Below are 23,063 nucleotides of genomic sequence, written 5' to 3'. Positions count from 1 at the left end.
GAAGGAGCCTGTGTAGGGCTTCTTTTTTTTGAAAGCTATGCTTATTTTGGCGGGTCGCTCATATATTTGAAATGTCGATCATAAAATTCGCATTTCGCTCATAAATTTGAAATCTCGATCATATATTCCAACTTTCGCTCATAAAGCTGAAATGTCGCTCAAAACATGTAAGCTCTACTAGCCCATACCATGCTGTTAAACAAAAAAACGGAGCCTGCATTAGGCTCCGCTTTTGTTCAGGCTATAGAGTTTTTAATCATTTTCTTAACCACTTTTGCGGAGTGAACTTTTGTTTCTAAACAATTAGAAACAATCGTCTCATACTTTGCATTACGAAGTGCTTCTTTCAATTCGCTGACTGTATCGCAATCAGGAAAACGATTGTAAATAGATCCGTATTGTAAATATTGATGCGTATCACTTCCGCCAATAACTGGTACATCAAATTGTTCGCCAAGAGATTCTACTTTTTGTTTCATGCTTATTCCGTATTTAAATAAATCTTTTCCATTAATATCGAAGGCATTAAATTGTTTTAAAATGTCGTCCTCATGGTGTGTCCATGGTGTGGATTCTCTATAAGGATGGGCCGCTATTTTTAGTACATCAAAATCAGAAAGGAAGTCTACTAATTCCTTTACCTCTATAAAATCTTCTTCCTCTTCATGGCCTATTAATCTTTTTCTAATCGTTTTGATAGTGTCACGATCTGCTACAACTAAAAAGTGACCGGTCTCTTTCACATCAATCTCAATCCCAGGGAATACTTTTAGTTGATCGACTTTGTAATGGTCTCCTTCATAAGGGAAGGTTTGATCCATTTCCTCATAAAAAGATAAAAAGTTTGCAGCATTGAAATGTTCCGTTATGGCTACAGCATTCAATCCGTTTTCATAGGCAACTCTCATTTTATCTTTGAATTCTTCTGCTGAGACAGGTATTTTTTTGGATAAGTTTGCGTGTGTATGAAAATCAATATTCATCATAGTATTTTTCTCCTTTTTATATCGGGTAATATTTTCCTAAGAAATAGATAGCAAGTAAGATACCTATAGACATTACTAAAAAAGTATAGTCTTGATTGGATAGTTTCAAATGAGATAACTTTTGTTTTTTGGCTTCTTTATCATGAAGGGAATAGGAAAATCCCTTAACCTCTAAAGCTTCTACAGTAGTTCTCGTTTTCTTGGCGGTATTTAACATCATTGGATAGAAGGCTTTTACAACTATTTTGGAGTAATAATAGATTGTTCTCCATTTAAGGACACCGCCATTTGTTGGTGCCTTTCCCCTCAGTCGGAACGAGAGTATAATTTGTTGATATTCATCTAGCAAAATAGGGAGCATACGATATCCGTAAGATACAGCGAAGCTAAATTGAGCAGGAACCCCAAAACTTAGTAAAGCATCGCTTAATTTTTCTGGATCCATGCTTGCAAATGCAGCTATACTGGCAATGGACATTATCGTGATTTTCATCGTAAATGTAATCAAGGAAGAAAATGCAGCCCATTCCCCTCCAAATAAATACACTAATGCAACAATATAAATTATTTCACTGATAACTCCTATGGTTAATAACCCTATGATTAGTGGGCTTACTCTTGAGACTAAAGAAGTTACAATGGTGTACACTAGCAACCCAATTAAAATAGTCTGATTAAACGTAAACCAAGGTAGCAAGCTTACAATGAAATACCATACCATCACTAACCTTGGGTCTTTTCTTCCCATGTAGGAATCTTTTTTTCCAAAAGCCGTTTTCAACAACTCAAGTTTAACCCATTCCAGATTGTATGTTTTTTTGAAACGGTTAACTAACTCCATAGCTATCTATCCTTTCTATTCTCTCAACGAACTCTGAGATCGATAACGCTACAGGATGTATGTTTAATTGGTTAGAGAGCTGAACCATTTGCGGAGGGATTAATCCAGCTTGCTGACAGATGAATTCCTGGGCAAATAGTTCATGTGGGGTGCCGTCAAACAAAATCTTTCCTTGGTCCATAACGATGACTCTCGTTGCCCACTCTGCTACTAATTGCATATCATGGGTTGCTATTAAAACACTCTTCACTTGTTCGTCAATCTGATTTAACGTCCGAATCATCTCTTGGCGACTTTTTACATCAAGACTTGCGGTAGGCTCATCTAACATAAGCAATGATGGTTGAATGGCAAGACCAATTGCTAATGAAGATCTCCGTTGTTGTCCTCCACTTAATAATCGCCCATCGTTATGGATGAAATTTTCCATTCGAAAAGCAGTAATTAATTGTTGAAAAAAAGGTTCCATCTCCATATTTCTTGAATGGGCAAAAAAGGATAAATCCTTATAAATGCTATCCTCTATAAACATTTCTTCAGGGTTTTGAAAAACGTACGCTACATCCTGAGATAGCTTTTCTAAAGAACTATTTTTTAGATTGTATTCACTGATTCGTCCTTTACCCTTGGAGGGCTTGATGATTCCTGCTAAGCATTTCATGAGCGTTGATTTTCCTGCACCATTCGTTCCTACCAAGGCAATTCTCTCTTTTTCTTTTATGGATAAATGAATGTCATTTAATATCGTTACCGTTTCATTACGTAATGATTTGGCATAATGACTTACATTCTCTAAATGCACGATTTCATGTAAACGCTCATGTTGATCGGATTTATGCTCCACAGACGTCGGATTAGTAATGGAAAGACCTTCATAGTAGGTAACTGCTTCTTTAAGAGTGATTGGTAACTCGCTCTTGTTCGAATGGTCTATCTTAAGTGCTGCTTGGGTTACTTGAGGGGGGAAGATCTGTCTTTCCAAGAGGTCATCCACCTTTTGTAGCCCCGTTTTCACATCATGTTTCCATAACACCTTCCCCTGATCGATTAACGTTACGTCAGTACAGAAATCTGCTATAAACTCTGTATGGTGTTCAATAACGATAATCGTTTTTCCATGATGTTGTTGTAGAACTTTTAATTTTTGATATATTTCTTTGGCGTGGTGTGGATCCAGTTGAGCAACAGGTTCATCGATTATAAGAATGTCAGGATTTAATGCTAGGACACCCGCAATGGCAGTTAAGTGCTTTTGTCCACCACTAAGTTGCCAAATACTTTTGTCTTTTAGGTGAGTTAACCCTAGAATTTCTAAAGCCCATTCTGCATGTTGTTGAAAGTCAGGGTCCCCAAAATTAAGAGGGGCAAAGGCTACATCCTCCAAAACCGTAGGGCGCATAAGCTGGTTTTCAAAATCCTGATACACATAACCAACCTTTTGACTTAAAACAGCTACGGCGGAACTGTACATATCTATGCCATCCACATGAACGGATCCATTAAAGTCCCCTGTATAGTAGTGTGGAATTAATCCGTTAATGGTTTTGCATAGGGTTGATTTACCACTACCATTCCCACCGATGATAGCTAGGAATTCTCCTTTGTTGACGGATAAGGAGGAATCCTGGAGGACCCAATCGTCTCCTCCAGGATATTTAAAAGATACTTGATCAATCGAGATGATAGCTTCACTCATGCAGACTTTCCTTTCTTATCTTGATTGGAAGAAGCCCCCAACCACTTGATTGCTGTAAACACAGCGACAATGAAAACTATTGCTGCGGCAGAAATAGGTAACCATATAAAGCCATCCCCAAATTGTTCAAGAAATTCAGGTTCCCACACGGCAAAATTGATATCCATTTCAGCCATGAATTCAGCGACCATCCCCATGAAGGTTAAGAAGATTGCTAGAATCACGAAACGAACAGACATCCACTCTGTCATGGAAGCTTTAACCCGACCTTCACGAGGTTTGATGCCAAGCAGCGGTTCAATTTTTCCATACAGTCTCGGGATTAAGTACAATGTAGGAATTAAACCAAATATCACGCCAGAGATGATCATCTCTGTGACAAAACTAAGTCCTTCAATTGCTAGAATGGATTCTGGTAAACCTGGTACAGCCTCTACTTCTTCAATTCCTACCCAGACTTTACCGACATCCACGATCGTACTTAACATTTGATCAATACCAATACCAACTATTGCTGCAATACCAACTTGTTTTTTGCTACGAAGATTTGTAACAAGCAACCCAGCTATATACATGGCAAGGGTGAATTCAATGAACCCTTCTAATTCTCCAAGTCCTCCAAAATCACCTAACAACAAATCTCCAAAAATAATTTCTCCCACAGAAGCTCCTACTGCTGCGTACAGAGGATGAAATAGCATTACTAATGACAAAGGAATAAAAGCAAGATAAGATACGGAAATTTCAACTGGCCCTAACACAAATTCAGGTAATAATTCTGTGAATAAATTAGCTAAGCCAAACAAGGACATTGCTAAGATAAAAATCATCATCTTTTGCGACTGAGAGTACTCTTCACGGCTTAATTGGTTCATGGTATTGCCTCCTTAATTGATTTTGCAATTATTATGTTAAGGAATGAACGTAAAGGAGGTTTTCCTTGTAGATTTAGAATTTGTAAATAAATTAAACATTTTCTTAAGAATGAAAGTTTTTTTTCAAAAGGCTATGAAATACCGTTATACTCTTGGCTAGGAGGGATGATAGATGGATAAATTATTTTCACTTGAAGGAGTGCACTTAACTCCTAAACAAAGAAGGGTTGCAGATTTAGTTGAGAAGCAGGGGACGTCTATTGTGTACCATACAGAAAAGGAGATAGCTGATAAAGCGGGGGTGAGTACTCCTACTGTTTCAAGGTTTTGGGGATTAATAGGTTATACAACCTTTAAGGATTTCAAGAAGGAAATGAAAAGTAGAATAGAAATAACACCTGAAAATAAATTTAGAAACTTTGCAGAACAATTGGATGAAAATCACTTATTAAGTAGATTGGTGGAGCATCACTTCAAGAACCTCGTTCATACCGCAAACCACTTAAATAATGAACATATGCAAAAGGCTATCCAAACCATTTCGTCCGCTACAGTGGTCTATATTTATGCACCTGCGTCCTCTGAAGGATTAGGAGATTTATTAGAATTTCGATTGAAACGCTTTGGTATCCATATTGAACGTATAGCCAAAAGTGGATTTGAAATCTATGAATCTATGTTACATATGACATCCCAATCAACGTTGATTGTGTTTCAATTTGTTGAAATGCTCTTAGAAACCCAAGCTTTATTTGAGCATGCCAATTCGATCGGCATGAAAATCATTTTAATATCCGATCAATTAGTCTCGAATATGCATGAGTACGTCGATTATTCTTTATATACTCACCGAGGCGAAATGTGGGAATTCCACACAATGGTTGCCCCGGTAGCGGTTCTTGAAGGGATTGTAATGGGAGTAGGTTTAGAACTTGAGGAAGTTTCCTTGCAACGTTTACAGGCGTTAAGTGAATTACGAAAAACGTACAGTCATTTAATTCCTAAGTAATGGGGATGGTAGGGGAGAGGGGATAGGCTGATAGGAGGGTCGCTCATATATTTGAAATGTCGCTCATAAAATACGGATCACGCTCATATATTTAACATGTTGCTCATAAATCTCAAATCCCGCTCATAAATCTATAATGTCGCTCATAACCCTCCGCCCCCAGCTCCTCTACTACTATCAGCACGTTTGCTTATATAAAATAAGACCTCAATTGCGAAGCCACATCCATATATTCCTCATGCTTTTCTAATATAGATGCCATGCCTTTGATCACAGCTTGGCGATAATCCTCTTTTTTCAATTCCTCTAATAAAACATCGACTGTATCTAGGATTTCCCGGTCTGTTTCGTGTTCTTTTATTTTCATTAGAATATCGATTATATCCTCGAGTTGTTCATATTTAATGTTCTCCGGAATGATTTGATTCATGATGGCTTCGGTTATGACTGGTTGGTCATTGTGCTTCTCAAAGCCTTCCATGATGTAATCAACACGTCTCATAATAGCAAGGGCCAGTTTATGATAATCGACGTCGAAGTTATCCATGATAATTAAATCGATGTAATGCTTGAGTAAACCTTGGACAATGGAGCTAGCTTCCCATACATAATCACGCTTTGCTTCTCCGTAAATAGCGAGGAGATGATTTTTATAAAATAAATAGGAATGATATCGCATGCGCTTGATAAATGTCTCGATGGTATCGTTAAACGGTATGACCTGTTCTCTAATCTGCATAATGATGAATTCGCGATGATTTGCAACTTCTTCGATGGTTACTTTCAGCTGATGAACAAACTTTTCGCGAGGCTGTAGCGGTTCTGAGGTAATTTTGTTAACCCTTTGTTGGATTCGTTGCCAATAGTATTCAAATAACTCATATAGAAGGACGTCTTTGGATTTGAAGTGGAGGTAGAAAGCTCCCTTGGAGATTCCGCATTCGTCAGCAATTTCTTGAACAGATGTAGAACTGAAGCCCTTTCTAGCAAATAATTTTATAGCATTTTCTATGATGGTGACCTTCTTTTGATCCATAAATGACCGACCTTTCTAAAAAAATAAACCCTTTTCTCTTGACTGTGACTGACTGGTCATATATATTGTATATCGTAATGACCGGTTAGTCAATTTCGAAAGGGGAGTCATAGGTGAAGAGTATTATTAATTTTTCAATGAATAATAAATTTGCGGTATGGTTGATGACGATTATTATCACAGCTGCAGGTTTATATTCTGGTTTAAATATGAAGCTGGAAACGATACCCGATATCGATCCACCAGTAATCACGGTAACTACCGTGTATCCAGGTGCGACACCTGCAGAGGTAGCGGAAGAGGTGTCTGAACCACTAGAGAAGCAAGTTCAAAACTTGAGTGGATTAAAGACAGTGAGTTCTACATCCTTTCAAAATGCCTCGAACTTACAATTAGAGTATAGCTATAATAAAGATTTGGATGAGGCAGAGGATGAACTTCAAGAGGCTGTAGACTCTGTAAGTTTGCCAGATGCTACACAAAGTCCAAATGTATCAAGGGTTAATTTCAATGCATTCCCAGTTATCAGTATGAGTGTCATTAATGAGGAAGCGTCCCTTGAAGAGCTTACCACAACAGTGGAAGAAAACATTGTGCCAGAGCTTGAAGGGGTAGAAGGTGTTGCTTCTGTTCAAGTAGCTGGGCAACAAGTTAAAGAAGTACAAATGAATTTTGACCAAGAAGCATTACAAGAACGTGGAATGTCACAAGATACAGTTATGAATCTTATTAAAGGTTCCAATGTGTCTGTTCCTTTAGGGTTGTACACGTTTGATGAAACACAAAAGTCCGTTGTTGTAGACGGGGAAGTAACAACACTGGAAGAGTTGAGGCAATTAGAGATACCTGCTGTACCATCTCAAGGCGGGCAAGGTGCACAAGCTCCACAAGCCCCATCCACTCAGCAATCTCAAGCACCTCAACAAGGATCTGCACAAGCTACAGGGCAAAATCAGCCTAGTGGGCAAGGTGCTAGTCAGAGTCAGGCTGCCCAGCAGCAAGGCATCCCAACTGTCCAGTTACAAGACATTGCGAACCTAGAAATCGTTGGGAAGGCAGAGTCTATCTCTCGAACGAACGGGGAAGATTCCATCACGCTTCAAATTGTAAAATCACAAGAAGCAAATACAGTTGATGTTGTAAATGCTGTAAAAAAGACAGCATCCGACTTCGAGGAAGACTTATCTGGAATAGAACTGATTACGACATTTGACCAAGGAAAACCAATAGAAGAATCCGTAAGTACGATGTTAAACAAAGCATTGTTCGGTGGACTATTTGCGATTATTGTTATTCTACTGTTCTTACGTAATTTCCGTACGACGTTGATTTCAGTAGTTTCCATTCCGTTATCCTTACTTATCGCCGTACTTATCTTGAATCAGATGGGTATTACGTTAAATATTATGACGCTTGGAGCGATGACAGTAGCGATTGGACGGGTGGTCGATGACTCCATTGTCGTCGTCGAAAATATATACCGGCGCATGTCTCTAACGGAAGAAACATTAGAGGGCAAAGACTTGGTATTGGCAGCTACGAAAGAAATGTTTATGCCAATCCTATCTTCTACGATTGTAACGATTGCCGTGTTCCTACCATTAGGGTTAGTGCAAGGTGTTGTAGGGCAAATCTTCCTACCATTTGCGTTAACAGTGGTATTCTCGCTACTAGCATCATTACTCGTTGCCGTAACGATTGTGCCGATGATGTCCCATTCTCTATTAAGTAAAGAGAAAGCATCAAAAGCACATAATGAAGGACCAGGACGTCTTGCGAACGCGTATCGCTCATTCTTAGATAGCGTGTTGAATCATAAGATCATCACCTCCATTGTTGCAGTAGGTGTATTGGCTGGAAGTATCGCAATGGTTCCATTAGTTGGTGTAAGCTTCCTTCCTAGTGAAGGGGAAAAAATGGTGATGCCAACGTATAGTCCTGCTCCAGGTCAAACACTAGAAGACGTGGAGAACATTGCCAAAGATGCGAAGGAATATTTTGATGGTCGTGAAAACGTCCATACCATCCAATATTCTGTCGGAGGAGAAAATCCGATGAGTCCTGGAGCAAGCAACCAGGCGGCATTCTTTGTCGAATATGACAGTGAAACAGAAAACTTCTCTGATGAAAAGCAGCAAGTGATGAAAGACTTGAAAGCCATGACAGATGAAGGAGAATGGTCTAATCAAGACTTCTCCGCAACAGGGTCTGGTAGCGATATTCAAGTCCAAGTCTTTGGGGAAAACACAGATGAAATTGAACCAGTAGTGAAAGACGTTCAAGCCATGCTAGAAGAACAAGAAGATCTAACAAACGTTGATTCTAGCTTGTCTGAATCCTATGAGGAATACACCCTTGTAGCCAATCAAGAAAAGCTAAGTCAGCTTGGTCTGACAGCGGGTCAAATAGGAATGGAATTAAATCAAAACGGCCAACGTCCAAAGATTACTACCATCAAACAAGACGGGGAAGAGCTTCAGGTTTATTTAGAAGTGAACCAAGAAGATTATAATAGCATCGAAGACCTGACAGACCGTGAAATCACGACACCAACAGGTCAGTCTATCCCAGTAAGTGAAGTGGTATCTGTTGAAGAAGGAACAACAGAGGACACCATTAGTCGACGGGATGGTCAAGTGTATGCAAGCGTAAGTGCAAAAGCAACAACAGATGATGTTGGTGCAATATCATCAACCGTTAACGAAGAATTAGATACGATTGATCATCCATCCAATGTAGATATTACACTTGGTGGGGTAACCCAAGATATCAATGAATCCTTTAGTCAGCTTGGTCTTGCCATGCTTGCAGCCATTGCTATTGTGTATCTCGTGCTGGTCATCTTCTTTGGTGGAGCACTAGCGCCATTTGCTATTCTGTTCTCCTTGCCATTCACGATTATCGGAGCAGTAATAGGCTTGCTCATTGGCGGGGAAACATTGAGCATTTCTGCGATGATTGGCGCTCTTATGTTAATCGGTATTGTGGTAACCAATGGTATCGTATTAATTGACCGTGTTATTCATAAAGAAAACGAAGGACTGTCTACACGGGATGCGTTACTTGATGCTGGTGCAACAAGGTTACGTCCAATCTTAATGACAGCACTAGCAACCATCGGAGCGTTGCTTCCACTAGCATTAGGTTTTGAAGGTGGATCGATTATTAGTAAAGGACTAGGTATTACCGTAATTGGTGGCTTAACAAGCTCCACGTTACTAACGCTTTTAATCGTACCACTTGTTTATGAGACATTAGGGAAATTCCGTCGCAAGAAAAAAGCATAACAGATCATACAAAAGCGCATCTGCCAGACTTGGCAGATGCGCTTTTTTTATTGCTTAGGAAATTATAAAATTCAATGCATGTGTATAACTAAAAAAGTGATGCGGCCACGTCCAGCTCCAGCGCCCAGCGACTAGCAAACTTCCTGCTCCTCCTTACGATAAGTCAACATCGAATCGCTACCGCTCTTCGTGTTTCCTTTATCTCATACGGAGCCGTCCAGTTTGTACGTCGCTAGCAGGGCGCTTGCGCTTTTGTTCTTATTGTTCGCTCTTAGCACCACTGCCTTCAAGGTTTAAGATCCCTCTCAGGGTGAGCAAAGCAAGAGCTTATCTTTTACTATTTTGTATTAATAGCCGCCATAACCGCCGCTAAATGCACCTGCTCCAATGATGATAAGCAGAATGAAAAGAACAACTACAAGAGCAAAACCACCGCCGTATCCGTATCCTCCTGACATCGTATCCACCTCTTTTTCATTTGTTTTTACCTTCAAAGTTACTATATGCTGAAAAGGCAAAAAGGGAAGGGCGAATGTCTAGATTCAGGACGATAGCCTTAAAGTACTACCGCCTTCCCCTCTTCTATAGAAGAAAGAATGTAAGGACGGATAAGAGTATGGATGTAATCAGCATAGCTACTAACGGTTTTAACGTTACGGTTCTTACTTTTCGTATATCAACGTTTAATCCTAATCCGCTCATAGCCATGGATAAGAGTAAGGTCGTAATAAAGGAAACAGCCTCAAGTACACCAGGAAAAGCGGGTATCCATTCTCCAATCATATAACTTCCAACAAAGCTCATAGCCATAAAACCAAGTAAAAACCATGGAAAGGCAATCGTTGTTTGCGTATCTTCTTGCTTTTTCCGACGCATCCAAACAACAAGCAAGAAGGACAAAGGTATTAACAATAAAACTCTTCCCAGTTTAGCTAAAAATGCGATTGCCAGTGCATCATCACCAGCTGGTGCTGCAGCTAACGCAACATGGGCAATTTCATGTAAGCTAAGTCCGGTCCATATTCCGTACTGCTCGCTAGAAATAGGTAAGTATGGTTCGGCAAGTGTATAACCAACTCCAAATAACGTGCCTATTAACGCAATGATCCCCACACTTAAAGCCGTGTCTTCATCTTTGGATTTGATGATGGGAGAGACGGCAGCTATAGCTGCAGCTCCACACACCCCTGTTCCAACAGCTAAAAGAAACGAAATCGTCCAGTTAGCCTTGAGCCACCTTGCTAGGAGCAAGGTGATGATGATGGAGAAGACAATGGTTAATGCCCCTCTAGCTAATAAACCGAGTCCTTCCTGAAAAACCACGTCTAAATTTAGCTTTAAACCAAATAATATAATAGCTAGTTTCAGTAATTTTTTTGTAGAAAAATCAATACCGTGCTGTAGTTTCATAGGATAGCCAAAAAAATGTCTATAAGCTACCGCTAACAATATAGAAGAAGCTAAGGCTCCAATATGTTGAAAGCCTGGTAGCTGGGCAAGTAGCAATCCAGCACTTGCAAAAAGAAAGGTGAGTAGGACTCCACCGAATTGATGTTTTGTATTTCGTATAATCATGTTGATTTCCTCCGTTCATCCCTACCATATCTTAAGTGAAACAGAATCATAAGTTAAATAAATTATGATAATATTATAGATAAGTAATTACTTATGATAGGGTGGAGGATATGAATCAATCGTATCGTGTGTTTGTTGAAGTAGTGGAACGACAACACTTCTCAAGGGCTGCCGAAGCACTGTTTATGACCCAACCTGCTGTTAGCCAGTATATAAAAGCATTAGAATCAGAAATTGGTACGCAATTAATCGATCGGAGTCATAAAAAGGTTCGCTTAACTACAGCGGGAAAGATTGTGTATGAGCATGCAAAAGAGATGATTGGTCATTATGAAACCATGCACCATCTCGTTCATGAATTGTTCCATGAACCAACTGGAACGTTAGCTATAGGAGCAAGCTATACATTCGGAGAGTATGTATTGCCTCGTGTGATGGCTCCACTTAGAGAAAGGTATCCCGATATTCAACCAACCATAACGATCAGCAATACGAAAGAGATAGCCGAACAGGTGGAAAAGATGGAACTAGATATTGGCATTGTAGAGGGAGATGTAGATAGAGAGTTGCTTCAAGTGGAGCATTTTGCAGAGGATTATATGCGGATTGTTGCATCCTCTAACCATCCTTTTACAGAGAAACTCCCTGTTACTACGAGTGATTTGGAAAATGAGATGTGGATAACGCGGGAATTAGGTTCTGGTACTCGAGAAGCAACAGAGAGGATGTTTACCACCTTAGGAATAGACCCTACGCATCGGATGGAGTTTGGGAGTACTCAAGTTATTAAAGAATCCGTTGAAGCCGGATTAGGACTATCGCTTGTGTCCCTTTGGGCGATTCGGAAAGAGCTTTCCATGAACACGTTGTTTATCGTGGATGTGCCAGAAGGATTTGTGAAACGGTCCTTCTCTATCCTTTTACGAAAAAAACCAATGCAAACGAAAAACACTCTCGTATTTAAAGAGCTATTGCATGACATGATGAAGGAGTAAGCATCTTCGGTATAACTAGTTACGAAATAGTACATTTCTTTCCGAAGTTATGATTCAGCGATATACTTAAAGTGAATAGGTGTAAGTAGGTAATTTGTAAATGGTTACATAACAGCATATCTAAATATTGTCAAAAACAAAGGCGTGAGATTGATCTTTTTTAGGGAGTTATTCGATTACTGAATAGATCCCATTTGCTGGAGCTAGACACGTAAGCGCCAGGAACTTTCTTTTCATATTAAATATGCTATGCTAGCCCTAATTAACTAAGCAGTAAAGGAGAATGGTATGAGCGATCGGGATCTAGATTTATATAATCAGGTCCTCGAGGGAGATAAGGGAGCTTTGGAAGAGCTTTATGATAAATACGAAAAACTCCTCTATTCGTTTGCTTATAAATCATGTGGGCAAAAGGAAATGGCTGAAGAAGTCATGCAGGAAGTATTTATAAAAGTGTGGACCCAAAAGGCAACCTACGACTCGTCTAAGGGTAAGTTTTCCTCGTGGATTTTATCGGTGACCAGATTTACGAGTATTGATATCGTACGAAAGAAAGAGAATCAGAATTATTCCCTTGAGGAAGAACGGGACACCTTGCATCAGGAAGAACCATCTGCAGAGGATTTAGCAGAGTGGAAAGAGCAGGGTGAAATCGTACGAGAAGCAGTTAAGCAATTATCGGAAGAACAGAACAAAATCATACAATTATTTTATTTCAAAGGGTTAACGCAAAGGGAAATAGCATCATCATGCAATCTATCTCTAGGTACCGTGAAAGGCAGGATACGATTAGCATTAAAACACCTTAGAAAAGAGTTATCCAACATCAAAGAGAAAGGGGGTGTAGGAGATGCATGAACAATGCGATCAACTGATTGATTATTTTAATGGCTTATTATCCGAAGAAGAGGAAAGAGAATTTGAAAAGCATCTAAAGTCCTGTGAAAATTGCCAAGAGGAATGGGCGGAGCTTACCGAGCTTACGGAAGACCTCCCATATGCAGCAGAACCTGTAGAGCCACCTGAGGGAATGAAGGATCGTGTATTAGCTGGTGTATTTGCAGAAGAACAATCGGACCAGGCAGAAAAGGAAGCACCTGCTTCTTTTGAAAAAGCAAAGGAAACGAAACGGGAAGCACAAGCATCATCCTACACTCAAAGCGAGAGCCCAAAACCGAAGCGTTGGTTAGCTCCCGCATTAGCAGCAGCCTTGTTCTTATCACTGGCTGGAAACCTCTATACTATATTACAAGAGGAAGAACCACCAGATACGATAACGACAGATGGAATAGACCAAGTATTGCAGAGTGTACAATTAGAGGGAACAGGAAGTGCAACGGCCTCCATTGTGGAACAAAAAGATACGAATACGCTTGTTGTAAATGCAAATCAGCTTGCAAACCTCGAAGGAGAACAAGTGTATCAAGTGTGGCTAATCAAAGAAGGAAAACCGTATCGAGCAGGTAGCTTTGTTCCGAACCAGAACGGAGATGGTGCAGTTACTTACTCACTAGATAAGCTACAAAACCAAGGGAAATGGGATCAAATCGCAATATCAAAAGAACCAGACGCCACAAGTAAAGAACCACAAGGTGAGGTTATCTTAAGCTCAAAATTATAGGCATAGACAGACAACCTGAAGCGAATGCTTCAGGTTGTCTTTTTTACAGCTTTTTTTCGGTGCCCTTTTTTTCGGTGCCAGACCCCCGCCGCGGTAATGCGTTACCATTATGCAGAGGTGGGGGTCTGGCACCGAAAAAGGCACCGAAAAATGGCACATCCGTTAGTTTGAAGGCACTTAGGATAATGGTATGTTAAATAGAAGAGAGAGGAGACGATACAATGTCACAATCAGATGTGGTGGTCGTTTGGTTCCGGCAAGATTTACGACTACAGGACCATAAGGCACTTTACTATGCTATGAAAGATGCAGAGCAGCACAATCGTTCCATTATGGCGGTTTTTCACATACATCCTGCGTTAAATGAATCGTTTACGGTACGTCATGATTATTTTTTTCGTACGGTGGAGGATGTAGCGCAGCAGGCGCAAGAATATAAAATCCCCTTCCACTTTATCGAAGGAGATACCGAGGATGCGTTTCGACATCTACTTGAAAAGGTTCCGGCAATCAAGTCTGTTCATTTTAATTTGGACGAAGTAGGTTTCGGTCGCAAGCGGGATGAACATATGACGCATTGGCTCGAAACAGAAGGAATTCAGGTACATCGCTATGTAGACGCTCATATTCATGGGGCAGAGGAAGTCGAGAAGCCAGACGGCGGATTCTATTCGGTTTTTACGCCTTATTATCGAAGGTGGAGCTCGCTAGATAAGCCAGCTGTCTTCAACGTAGATAAACAAAAGTTACAACAATACGGTACTGATTTCACCAAGCATTTTCAGGGCGGTAGTGAGTCATTTCAAAATCTAATCCAAAAGTGTACGAGGGAATGGAACCATATTGGAGAAAAATCAGCGATTCAACGCCTGGCTTATTTTTTGCATAACAAAGTGAAGGCATATGAAGAGGAACGTGATTTTCCAGCAAAAAGGGCGACGAGTATGATTTCCCCTTATTTGAAATGTGGTGTACTTTCGCCACGGACTGTTTATCATAAAGCAATGGAAGTACAGCAAGAATACGGCGAAGCGAAGGGATTGGAAACGTTTGTTTCGGAAATTGCATGGAGAGATTTTTACAATATGATTTACTACGTCCATCCAAACTGCAAAGATGAAGAAATAAGCTCGAAATACCAACAAATCGATTGGAATCAAGACGAGGAACTCTTCGAGAAATGGAAGAACGGGGAGACTGGCTTTCCGATTGTAGACGCAGCTATGAAACAAATCAATGAGATTGGCTGGATGCATAACCGCCTCCGCATGGTCGTTGCCTCCTTTTTGACAAAGGATTATTTGATGGACTGGCGTAAAGGAGAGCGTTACTTTCAAGATCATCTAATCGATTATGACCCAGCTTCGAATATCGGTGGGTGGCAATGGGCAGCTTCAACAGGAACAGATGCGGTGCCTTACTTTCGTGTCTTCAACCCAACACGTCAATCCGAGCGCTTTGACCCAGATGGGGAATTTATCAAACGTTATCTACCAGCACTGAAACATGTACCGAAGAAATACATTCATGAACCTTCGAAAATGACAGAAGCGGAACAGGAGAAGTATGGCTGTATCATTGGAAAAGACTACCCTGAGCCGACCGTTGATCATAAAGTGATGAGGAAGAAAGCCATCGCAATGTTTGAGGGGAATGAAGAGTAGTGGAATAGCGAGCGTGGACTCACGCATATCGGTAGGAGACTCACTCATATAGAGGGGAAACCCACGCATATCGGTAGGAAGTCACGCATATCGAGGGAAAACCCACGCATATAGGTAGTGAAGTCACGCATATCGAGGGAAAACCCACGCATATCGGTAGGAAGTCACGCATATCGAGGGAAATCCACGCATATAGGTAGTGAAGTCACGCATATAGAGGGAAAACCCACGCATATAGGTAGTGAAGTCACGCATATCGAAGGAGAACCCACGCATATCGGTAGGAAAGTCACGCATATCGAGGGGAAATCCACGCATATAGGTAGTGAAGTCACGCATATCACGGAAAACTCACGCATATAACAAGAAACCCAAGCATAACCCACCCCCACACACCCTCCTGCAGCATTAGCTAGGAGGGGCTAGTGCTGGTCATGTATTCCAATCTATGAAATAATAGATAAAAAGAAAACTAGTGTATAGGGGGAAATTAGAATGGAACCAACACAGCAACAGTTAGAGAAATATGCAGATTTAGCGATACATACAGGTGTTAATCTTCAGGAGGGGCAAGCGATTATGATCAATGCTCCTGTTGAAAGTGCTGACTTTGTTCGCACGGTAGCTCGTAAGGCGTATGAAGCTGGTGCGAAGGATGTTCATGTGAGATGGAATGATGAGGATTTAACATACTTAAAAATGAAGCATGCACCGATGGAAGTGCTGGAAAATGTGGCTCAGTGGAAAGTGGATGAAGTGATGAGCTATGCGAAGGATGGAGCGGCTATCCTATCTATCTATGCACCAAATCCAGATCTACTGAAAGATATTGATCCAGAGCGTGTTGCGGCTACGAATAAGGCGAGCGGTCAGGCGTTGAAGGAATATCGTGAGTACATTATGAATGATAAAGTAGCGTGGTCCATCGTCTCTGTTCCAACAGAAAACTGGGCAAAGAAAATCTTCCCTGACTTAGAGGTCAACGAAGCAATCGACCAGCTATGGGATAAGATTTTCCAAATTACTCGTGTAGATCAAGAGGATCCAATCCAAGCTTGGGAAGAGCACAATGCGACGCTCCGAAAAGCTCGTGAGTATTTAAATCAGAAACAATATAAGAAGCTTGTTTATAAAGCCCCAGGTACAGACTTATCTGTTCAGCTTGTAGACAATCATATATGGCATGGTGGGGATACGAAAACGCAGCAGGGTGTGAAATTCAATCCAAATATGCCGACAGAAGAAGTATTCACAATGCCTCACAAAGATGGTGTGAATGGTACCGTTACAAGTACGAAGCCATTAAACTATGCCGGTAACTTAATCGAAAACTTCACGTTAACCTTTGAAAACGGTAAAGTTGTAGATTTTAAAGCGGAAAAAGGGGAAGAGACGTTAAAGCTTCTATTAGATACGGATGAAGGAGCGCGTCATCTTGGTGAAGTAGCACTCGTGCCGCATCACTCCCCAATCTCTCAATCAGAGCTTATTTTCTTTAACACACTATATGACGAGAACGCTTCTTGTCACCTTGCATTAGGTGGAGCTTATCCTACCAATGTAAAAGGCGGTTCTGATATGAATGAGGAAGAAAAAGCAAACCATGGAGTGAATGACAGCATGGTGCACGAAGACTTCATGATGGGATCAGCTAATATGGACATTGATGGTGTGCTAGAAGATGGCACAACAGAACCAGTTTTCCGTAACGGAAACTGGGCTATTAGCTTCGACTAATCGAAAAGAAAAAAAGAGAGCTCAGCGTTTAAACGAAACGTTGAGCTCTCTTTTTTATATTATGACCTTCCACTATCTTCAACAATAGAACGGATCATATGCTTCGAGTCCCATTCATGATCAGAATAGTAGGTGAGCATAGGCACTTTAGGGAAAAGCTCTTGATCAATTTCTTCAATCGTCATCCCTTTTGCATAGTGATGAAGGACGTTTCCGCTTAATTCCTCCAGGTAGTTTAGCTTCTTCGTAAACATGGATTTCCCGTCCGGGTGATAACCTGAATGAGAGCAGTACATCTCCTCAAAATCATAGGATAGGACTTTTCGGATAGAGGACATAATCTCAGTTATGGACTCGTCTTTCATGATTATTTTCGTTTTTGGTGTAATAAATAAATCGCCAGAGAACAGGGCGCCTGTTTGTTTGTTCAATAAGCAAACGTGGTTTTCTTCATGTCCAGGAGTATGAATAATATCCCACGTGTACTGCCTAGATTCAATGGTATTGCCATAAGGGCGGGTTTCAAAAGGCGGTCTGACACCCCATAGTACTTGTCTATATTCTGGATAGGTAGCTTCTTGTGCACAAGCTTCAATGGACTGGGGGTGTATATAGATAGGAAGTTGCTTTTCCTGCTGTAGCCAAGCGGCTGTACCTGTATGATCCTCATGATTGTGGGTTAAGCTGACAAAATCAATATCATGTTCGTTATAAAAAGGAATCAATTCATCTAATAGACTGTAGGCACTTGTGTCAATCAGCATACCGTCGACAAGATACTGGTAAACAGACATGGAAAAGTCTTGATAAGACACCTTTCCTAATATAGATTGGACCCCATTATGATTCTCTATCTTCATCTTACATTTCCCCTTTTATTTAGAGAGCTTTTATTTACTGTAACATAATTTGAAAATATAGGAAGTTGTAACTAAAAAACACTCTAACCCAAAGAGGATCAGAGTGTTTCGTGTACATAACCTAGTCTTAAGCTGTCGTCATTTTCAATCCTACAATTCCAATAATAATACACGACATAAATAAAAGCCTTGTCCATTCTTTCGAGTCCTTGAAAAAAATCATACCAATTAAGACGGTCCCAAGTGAACCAATTCCTGTCCATACCCCGTAAGCAGTACTAATAGGCAACGTTTCAATGGCTTTAGAGAGAAGATAGAAGTTCACTCCACCTGCAAGAAACATAAGGACCATGTAAAATTTATTGCGAAATCCATCGGAAAGCTTTAAAAACGTAACTCCAGTAACCTCCGCAAAACCTGCTAGGATAAGCTGAATCCATGCCATTAGTTCGTCACCTCGCTTGCGGTTTCTTGTTCATCTTTATCAGTAAATTTTAAGCCAATAATTCCTGTTACCAGTAAAAGCAAGAAGAATACTTTGCCCACATTCATCATATCTGGTGTCATGATAAATTCGATGACAACCGCACCAACCGTACCAATGCCCGTGAATACAGCGTATGCTGTACCGACTGGTAGAGCTTCCATGGATTTGGATACAAAATAAAAGCTAATGACAATTGCCACCACGGTTACAACACTTGGGACAAGATTCGTGAATCCGTCTGATAGCTTCATGCTGAATACCCAAATAATTTCAATTAACCCTGCGATAAGTACATATGTCCATGCCATCTATGATCCCTCCTGATTGTTAGCCTTGTACTGGCATAAACGCTCTCCATGTCATTTGCTTCACGGCTTGTACGCGTTTATCAAATTCTTCTTCCGTATAATAGCTATACTCCATGAACAAGCCATCCACCATGCATAGAATCATAGCTATCCCTGTATTAGCATCAATAGCAGCTATTTCTCCTGCATTCTTTGCTCTATTTAGCTCCTTTTCAAGTAGCGCATTACAATGTTGCTCATATTCCATCAATTTATTCTGCAACCGTTCTTGAAACGCTTCAGGTGGAAAAAGCGTCATCCTTCTCCACAAGTTGGCTTTTTCGTCGTTTTGTTTATAAAAATCGACATGTAAATCAATAATCCGGTTCAATCGTTCTTGAAATGATTCCTCTTCCGTCTCTATTAATAGGGCAGAAAATTTTTCGGATTCTTCCTGAAAAGCCCTGTCGATTACCTCCCAGAATACAGCCTCTTTATTTGTGAAATGAGAATAAATAGATGCTTTTCTCATACCTGATCGAGCGGCTAATTCAGAAAGGGAGGTGCCTTCATATCCTTTTCGAGAAAATAAATAAAGGGCACTTTGAAGAATGGTATCCTTACTCATGTATATCACCTCGATAACTACCTAACGTTCGGTAGCTAAATAGTAACGTGTGAGAAAAGTAGTGTCAAGCATTAGCCTTTATACCCATAATTTGGTTTCGATGGAAGAACGTTTGGGAACAAAAGGTATAGACAGTAAATCGAAGGAGTGTATGTTTTGACGAATCAGAATCCGACAGATCAACTTAGAAAACAAATAAAAGAAGTAGTAGAAGAATTAAATTTATCCACTTCTGTTTATCAAATTCTTAAGTATCCTAAACACAACTTTTCAGTATCCATCCCACTAGAGAAGGATGATGGGACTGTCGAAAATTTTATGGCATATCGTACGGTCCATAGTGATTTGCTAGGACCAGGAAAAGGTGGCATTCGCTTTCACCCTGATGTTAATCAGGAGGAAGTCACAGCTCTTTCCATGTGGATGACATTGAAGACAGCCATCTTAAAGCTTCCTTTTGGAGGAGCAAAAGGTGGTATTATCGTTGATCCGAATACATTATCAAAAAGAGAGCTCCAACAATTAAGTCGACAATATGTTCAAAATATAGAACCGGTAATCGGGCCACAAAAGGATATTCCCGCACCTGATGTAAATACAGATGGACGTGTGATGGGCTGGATGATGGATGAATTTTTTAAGCTTAGAGGACGAAATGTGCCAGGTTTTATTACAGGAAAGCCTCCAGTAATCGGTGGTTCTGAAGGTCGTGTGGAAGCAACAGGGCACGGAGTGGTGGTGAATATCTTGCAAGCGATGGATAAGCTTGGTATGGATAAGGAGGATACTAAAGTAGCCATCCAAGGATTTGGAAATGTTGGGTCCGTAACAGCTCAAACACTTTATGAAAAAGGAATAAACGTAGTTGCAGTCGCTGATATTGATGCGATGATCTATGATGAAGATGGCTTGAACATTCCTGAAATGATGGATTATGTAGAGGAAAACGGGTCATTAAAAGGATACACAACCAATGAAAACTCCAATGAAATTTTTGAAGTAGAGTGTGATATTTTTGTACCAGCAGCACTGGAGAATCAGATTACCAAAGAGACAGCACCAAAGCTGACAGCAAGCATTGTTGCAGAAGCTGCTAATGGGCCAACATCTGGAGAGGGTGACGACATCCTTGCTGAAAAGGGAGTATTCGTCATACCAGATATTCTATGTAACGCAGGTGGCGTCATGGTTTCTTCATTTGAATGGATGCAAAATGATTCCCACGACCATTGGGCAGAAGAAGTGGTGAACGAGCGTCTAGAAAAAGATATGGCTAAGGCATTTGAAGAAGTGTATAGCATGAAAGAAGACATTAACAATAATAAGACTATGCGCCACGCCGCCTATTACCTAGCAGTAAAACGTTTAGGTGATGCTATGTATGCGCGAGGTTGGGTAGATTAAAGGAAAGCTCATCATTCCGTTTCGGAATCGATGAGCTTTTTTATGGAATCGATATTTTGTTCTTTGCGAGCATTTTCTATATCAGCAAAAGGGCAACCAAGCTCTTGTACTCGTTGTAATACATGGGTCATCGTGAATGTTTGTGGGGAGAGGGATTCATCCACTTCGTGCCAAAAAATTGGAGTGGCCACAGTACCTGTTTCCGTAGCTCGCGGAGAGTAGGGAGCTACAATTGTTTTTCCTTCTGCATGTTGAACATAGTCGATATATAAACGATTGCCGCGATTTTTCTTAAGTCGCTCGGTTGTAAAATAATCAGGTTCTTGCTTTACGAGTAAGGATGCAAGCTTTTCCGTAAATACCCTAGTCTCGTCATAGGAGAATGAATGCTCAGGAATAGGGATATGTAGTTGCATCCCTTTGTTTCCTGATGTTTTGGCGAATACGAAGATCTCCAATTTATCGCATAAATGCTTGAGGAGTGTAGCGGCTCGAACGGATAAGGAAAATGCCTCCTTATCTGGTGGGTCTAGGTCAAAGACAATTTCATTTGGTTCTCCATGACCTTCTTTTTCAAAAGGAATATGATACTCAATGGATCCCTGATTTCCTAGCCAGACAAGGGATGAGACATTTTGACACATGAAAAACGTTTCTCCTTCCTTCTCGATAGGTGCTACAAACTGAGGTGCATAATCTGGCAAATGCTTTTGATAAAAGGATTCCTCATGAATACCATCAGGATATCGAATAACGGTTAATCGCTTATCCTGTAGAAACGGGAGCATATACGGCGCCATGTTTCGTAAATATAGCAGAAAGTCTTGTTTTGTATAGGTGGGTTTTATCCACAGCTTTTTATCCTCGTTTGTGATATCCACATGTGGAAACAATGCTAAATCCCATTGTTTCTTCTCAACTGTGCACTCTTCTGGGGATAAGTCGAATCGAAAGGAATTAAACATAGGTTCACGAAGATCATCTTTTTGAGCATGCAAACACTTTACATCCACGCATGCACTGGGTTCAAGCCTGTACACCTTGTTGTACAACGTTCCATTCTTCTTAAAGAACTGCTTAAGTGTTTGTTTATCCTTTTTAGGTAGACCATGCTTAAAGGAGCCTAGCATTTCAAGGTTATCCCCACGATATACACATAATGTGTAATACCCATTTGATGGGTCGAAGGTATGTAAGATGCCAGAAACGACACGCCAATTTTTCACTTTTAACCAGTCTCTTGTACGGTCTCCTTCCCCATATGAGCTAGTCCCTCTTTTTGCAACCATGCCTTCCCCTAGATGTAAAACAATATCTTCCCACAATTTATCTTTATCCTCAAAAGAAGGGACATAGAGAAGTCGTTCGCTTGAGACATCGCTCAAAATGGAATGGAGTCGTTGTTTTCTCGTAGTATAATTTTGTGAAGTAATGTCTTCCCCTTGGTATTCGAGCAAATCAAAACACATGACGGTAGCTGGTCTTGCCTTGGCTGCTTTTTCAATCGACTTCTCATTGCGCATTCGATTTCGCTGTTGAAGGAGGGGGAAATTCCCTTGCAATGGCGTGTTTAATATAGTTAATTCCCCATCTATCCACAAAGGCAGGTGTGATGTGATAGAAGGGTACAAGGCTTGGCAATTCTCTACAATTTCCGGGAAGCGATCGTGCAACGCTTTCCCGTTTCGACTCCAAAGCTCCACACCATCCTCTGTCCAGTGCATCAGTACACGAAACCCGTCATACTTCACTTCATATACCCATTCCTCTTCCGTAGGAACTTCCTCCGTTAAAGTTGGCAACATTGGCTTCCGCATACGTTTCCTCCTTGTTGGCGATTAGTTAGCCCGCAGCAAAATACGTCGCTAAACGGCGCTTGCGCTCTTGTTCTTATTCTGGCAATTTCAGTTCATTTTACTCATTGGCTGTGTTAAAGCTTATTGTTGATATGGTAATGAAATGGTTTTATGTTCTTCCATATAAGCACCATAACCTTGAAGACTTGGATTCGAGATATTTTGTGGAAGAGAGATGTTTCCGTTTCTTTAAATGGAATAAAGGTGGCCGTGGAACAA

General features: G+C 40.6%; 20 protein-coding genes. 8 read left to right on the top strand and 12 right to left on the bottom strand.

Going from position 1 to position 23,063, the window contains the following annotated elements; genetic code table 11:
* Nucleotides 1–236 precede the first annotated feature (236 nt).
* The 4 genes from N782_RS04625 to N782_RS04610 are packed head-to-tail and all read right to left on the bottom strand — an operon-like array spanning nucleotide 237 to nucleotide 4,398.
* A complete protein-coding gene (locus N782_RS04625) occupies nucleotides 237–986 on the bottom strand; it encodes a PHP domain-containing protein (RefSeq protein ID WP_084102975.1) in 750 nt (249 codons plus the stop codon).
* Between the two features lie 16 nt (nucleotides 987–1,002).
* Nucleotides 1,003–1,827, bottom strand: coding sequence for an energy-coupling factor transporter transmembrane component T family protein (locus N782_RS04620; RefSeq protein WP_036816745.1), 825 nt, complete (start codon nucleotides 1,825–1,827; stop codon nucleotides 1,003–1,005).
* Nucleotides 1,814–3,523 carry an ABC transporter ATP-binding protein gene (locus N782_RS04615; RefSeq protein WP_052111173.1) on the bottom strand — a complete coding sequence of 570 codons (1,710 nt, stop codon included), beginning with the start codon at nucleotides 3,521–3,523 and terminating at the stop codon, nucleotides 1,814–1,816. Before N782_RS04615 ends, N782_RS04620 begins: the two co-directional genes overlap by 14 nt.
* Entirely contained in the window at nucleotides 3,520–4,398 is an 879-nt protein-coding gene (locus tag N782_RS04610; RefSeq protein WP_036816742.1) for a DUF8171 family membrane protein, read from the bottom strand. The genes N782_RS04615 and N782_RS04610 overlap by 4 nt, the downstream gene beginning before the upstream one ends.
* Nucleotides 4,399–4,570: 172 nt before the next feature.
* Here N782_RS04610 and N782_RS04605 point away from each other — a divergent pair, with 172 nt between their 5' ends.
* Nucleotides 4,571–5,407 (top strand): MurR/RpiR family transcriptional regulator, encoded by an 837-nt coding sequence (locus N782_RS04605; RefSeq protein ID WP_036816740.1) that lies wholly within the window; start codon nucleotides 4,571–4,573, stop codon nucleotides 5,405–5,407.
* A gap of 190 nt (nucleotides 5,408–5,597) precedes the next feature.
* On the opposite strand, the gene N782_RS04600 is transcribed toward N782_RS04605, so the two are convergent.
* Nucleotides 5,598–6,443 carry a TetR/AcrR family transcriptional regulator gene (locus tag N782_RS04600; protein ID WP_036816737.1) on the bottom strand — a complete coding sequence of 282 codons (846 nt, stop codon included), beginning with the start codon at nucleotides 6,441–6,443 and terminating at the stop codon, nucleotides 5,598–5,600.
* A 113-nt stretch (nucleotides 6,444–6,556) separates the two neighbouring features.
* Between N782_RS04600 and N782_RS04595 the strand changes: the two genes are divergently transcribed.
* Entirely contained in the window at nucleotides 6,557–9,730 is a 3,174-nt protein-coding gene (locus tag N782_RS04595; RefSeq protein WP_152600709.1) for an efflux RND transporter permease subunit, read from the top strand.
* Nucleotides 9,731–10,077: 347 nt separating this feature from the next.
* Here N782_RS04595 and N782_RS20935 read toward each other — a convergent pair whose 3' ends face one another.
* Both N782_RS20935 and N782_RS04590 read right to left on the bottom strand, forming a co-directional pair.
* A complete protein-coding gene (locus tag N782_RS20935) occupies nucleotides 10,078–10,188 on the bottom strand; it encodes a YjcZ family sporulation protein (RefSeq protein WP_084102974.1) in 111 nt (36 codons plus the stop codon).
* Nucleotides 10,189–10,312: 124 nt separating this feature from the next.
* On the bottom strand, nucleotides 10,313–11,305 hold the full coding sequence (locus tag N782_RS04590) for a YeiH family protein (protein WP_036816735.1): 993 nt from the start codon (nucleotides 11,303–11,305) through the stop codon (nucleotides 10,313–10,315).
* Between the two features lie 110 nt (nucleotides 11,306–11,415).
* Between N782_RS04590 and N782_RS04585 the strand changes: the two genes are divergently transcribed.
* From N782_RS04585 to N782_RS04565, 5 genes are all read left to right on the top strand, one after another.
* A complete protein-coding gene (locus N782_RS04585; protein WP_036816733.1) occupies nucleotides 11,416–12,300 on the top strand; it encodes a LysR family transcriptional regulator in 885 nt (294 codons plus the stop codon).
* Between the two features lie 288 nt (nucleotides 12,301–12,588).
* Nucleotides 12,589–13,158 (top strand): RNA polymerase sigma factor, encoded by a 570-nt coding sequence (locus N782_RS04580; RefSeq protein ID WP_036816732.1) that lies wholly within the window; start codon nucleotides 12,589–12,591, stop codon nucleotides 13,156–13,158.
* Nucleotides 13,151–13,921 carry an anti-sigma factor gene (locus N782_RS04575; RefSeq protein ID WP_036816730.1) on the top strand — a complete coding sequence of 257 codons (771 nt, stop codon included), beginning with the start codon at nucleotides 13,151–13,153 and terminating at the stop codon, nucleotides 13,919–13,921. Before N782_RS04580 ends, N782_RS04575 begins: the two co-directional genes overlap by 8 nt.
* 221 nt (nucleotides 13,922–14,142) lie before the next feature.
* Nucleotides 14,143–15,585, top strand: coding sequence for a cryptochrome/photolyase family protein (locus N782_RS04570; protein ID WP_036816727.1), 1,443 nt, complete (start codon nucleotides 14,143–14,145; stop codon nucleotides 15,583–15,585).
* A 495-nt stretch (nucleotides 15,586–16,080) separates the two neighbouring features.
* Nucleotides 16,081–17,322 carry an aminopeptidase gene (locus N782_RS04565; protein ID WP_036816725.1) on the top strand — a complete coding sequence of 414 codons (1,242 nt, stop codon included), beginning with the start codon at nucleotides 16,081–16,083 and terminating at the stop codon, nucleotides 17,320–17,322.
* A gap of 59 nt (nucleotides 17,323–17,381) precedes the next feature.
* Here N782_RS04565 and N782_RS04560 read toward each other — a convergent pair whose 3' ends face one another.
* From N782_RS04560 to N782_RS04545, 4 genes are all read right to left on the bottom strand, one after another.
* Entirely contained in the window at nucleotides 17,382–18,182 is an 801-nt protein-coding gene (locus tag N782_RS04560) for an MBL fold metallo-hydrolase (RefSeq protein ID WP_036816722.1), read from the bottom strand.
* 127 nt (nucleotides 18,183–18,309) lie between these two features.
* Nucleotides 18,310–18,627 carry a DMT family transporter gene (locus N782_RS04555; RefSeq protein ID WP_036816719.1) on the bottom strand — a complete coding sequence of 106 codons (318 nt, stop codon included), beginning with the start codon at nucleotides 18,625–18,627 and terminating at the stop codon, nucleotides 18,310–18,312.
* Nucleotides 18,627–18,977, bottom strand: coding sequence for a DMT family transporter (locus tag N782_RS04550; protein ID WP_036816714.1), 351 nt, complete (start codon nucleotides 18,975–18,977; stop codon nucleotides 18,627–18,629). Before N782_RS04550 ends, N782_RS04555 begins: the two co-directional genes overlap by 1 nt.
* 19 nt (nucleotides 18,978–18,996) lie before the next feature.
* Entirely contained in the window at nucleotides 18,997–19,584 is a 588-nt protein-coding gene (locus N782_RS04545) for a TetR/AcrR family transcriptional regulator (RefSeq protein WP_036816711.1), read from the bottom strand.
* Between the two features lie 156 nt (nucleotides 19,585–19,740).
* Between N782_RS04545 and N782_RS04540 the strand changes: the two genes are divergently transcribed.
* Nucleotides 19,741–20,988 (top strand): Glu/Leu/Phe/Val family dehydrogenase, encoded by a 1,248-nt coding sequence (locus tag N782_RS04540; RefSeq protein WP_036816708.1) that lies wholly within the window; start codon nucleotides 19,741–19,743, stop codon nucleotides 20,986–20,988.
* An 11-nt stretch (nucleotides 20,989–20,999) separates the two neighbouring features.
* Here the strand turns inward: N782_RS04540 and N782_RS04535 are convergent, their stop codons facing one another.
* Complete coding sequence (locus N782_RS04535; RefSeq protein ID WP_036816705.1) at nucleotides 21,000–22,805, bottom strand: DNA ligase D; 1,806 nt, start codon at nucleotides 22,803–22,805, stop codon at nucleotides 21,000–21,002.
* Nucleotides 22,806–23,063: the final 258 nt, after the last annotated feature.

Source organism: Pontibacillus yanchengensis Y32 (assembly GCF_000770635.1).
GTDB lineage: Bacteria > Bacillota > Bacilli > Bacillales > BH030062 > Pontibacillus > Pontibacillus yanchengensis.
Note: the sequence above shows the minus strand (reverse complement) of the source record. Positions and strands in the feature narration are given on the sequence as shown.

Bases quoted from the DNA above. Each gene is read 5' to 3' on its own strand.
- N782_RS04550 (WP_036816714.1), bottom strand. From the start codon at position 18,977: ATGGCATGGACATATGTACTTATCGCAGGGTTAATTGAAATTATTTGG.
- N782_RS04565 (WP_036816725.1), top strand. From the start codon at position 16,081: ATGGAACCAACACAGCAACAGTTAGAGAAATATGCAGATTTAGCGATA.
- N782_RS04600 (WP_036816737.1), bottom strand. From the start codon at position 6,443: ATGGATCAAAAGAAGGTCACCATCATAGAAAATGCTATAAAATTATTT.
- N782_RS04590 (WP_036816735.1), bottom strand. From the start codon at position 11,305: ATGATTATACGAAATACAAAACATCAATTCGGTGGAGTCCTACTCACC.
- N782_RS04535 (WP_036816705.1), bottom strand. From the start codon at position 22,805: ATGCGGAAGCCAATGTTGCCAACTTTAACGGAGGAAGTTCCTACGGAA.
- N782_RS04615 (WP_052111173.1), bottom strand. From the start codon at position 3,523: ATGAGTGAAGCTATCATCTCGATTGATCAAGTATCTTTTAAATATCCT.
- N782_RS04585 (WP_036816733.1), top strand. From the start codon at position 11,416: ATGAATCAATCGTATCGTGTGTTTGTTGAAGTAGTGGAACGACAACAC.
- N782_RS04580 (WP_036816732.1), top strand. From the start codon at position 12,589: ATGAGCGATCGGGATCTAGATTTATATAATCAGGTCCTCGAGGGAGAT.
- N782_RS04555 (WP_036816719.1), bottom strand. From the start codon at position 18,627: ATGGCATGGATTCAGCTTATCCTAGCAGGTTTTGCGGAGGTTACTGGA.
- N782_RS04605 (WP_036816740.1), top strand. From the start codon at position 4,571: ATGGATAAATTATTTTCACTTGAAGGAGTGCACTTAACTCCTAAACAA.
- N782_RS04575 (WP_036816730.1), top strand. From the start codon at position 13,151: ATGCATGAACAATGCGATCAACTGATTGATTATTTTAATGGCTTATTA.
- N782_RS04625 (WP_084102975.1), bottom strand. From the start codon at position 986: ATGATGAATATTGATTTTCATACACACGCAAACTTATCCAAAAAAATA.
- N782_RS04620 (WP_036816745.1), bottom strand. From the start codon at position 1,827: ATGGAGTTAGTTAACCGTTTCAAAAAAACATACAATCTGGAATGGGTT.
- N782_RS04545 (WP_036816711.1), bottom strand. From the start codon at position 19,584: ATGAGTAAGGATACCATTCTTCAAAGTGCCCTTTATTTATTTTCTCGA.
- N782_RS04570 (WP_036816727.1), top strand. From the start codon at position 14,143: ATGTCACAATCAGATGTGGTGGTCGTTTGGTTCCGGCAAGATTTACGA.
- N782_RS20935 (WP_084102974.1), bottom strand. From the start codon at position 10,188: ATGTCAGGAGGATACGGATACGGCGGTGGTTTTGCTCTTGTAGTTGTT.
- N782_RS04560 (WP_036816722.1), bottom strand. From the start codon at position 18,182: ATGAAGATAGAGAATCATAATGGGGTCCAATCTATATTAGGAAAGGTG.
- N782_RS04610 (WP_036816742.1), bottom strand. From the start codon at position 4,398: ATGAACCAATTAAGCCGTGAAGAGTACTCTCAGTCGCAAAAGATGATG.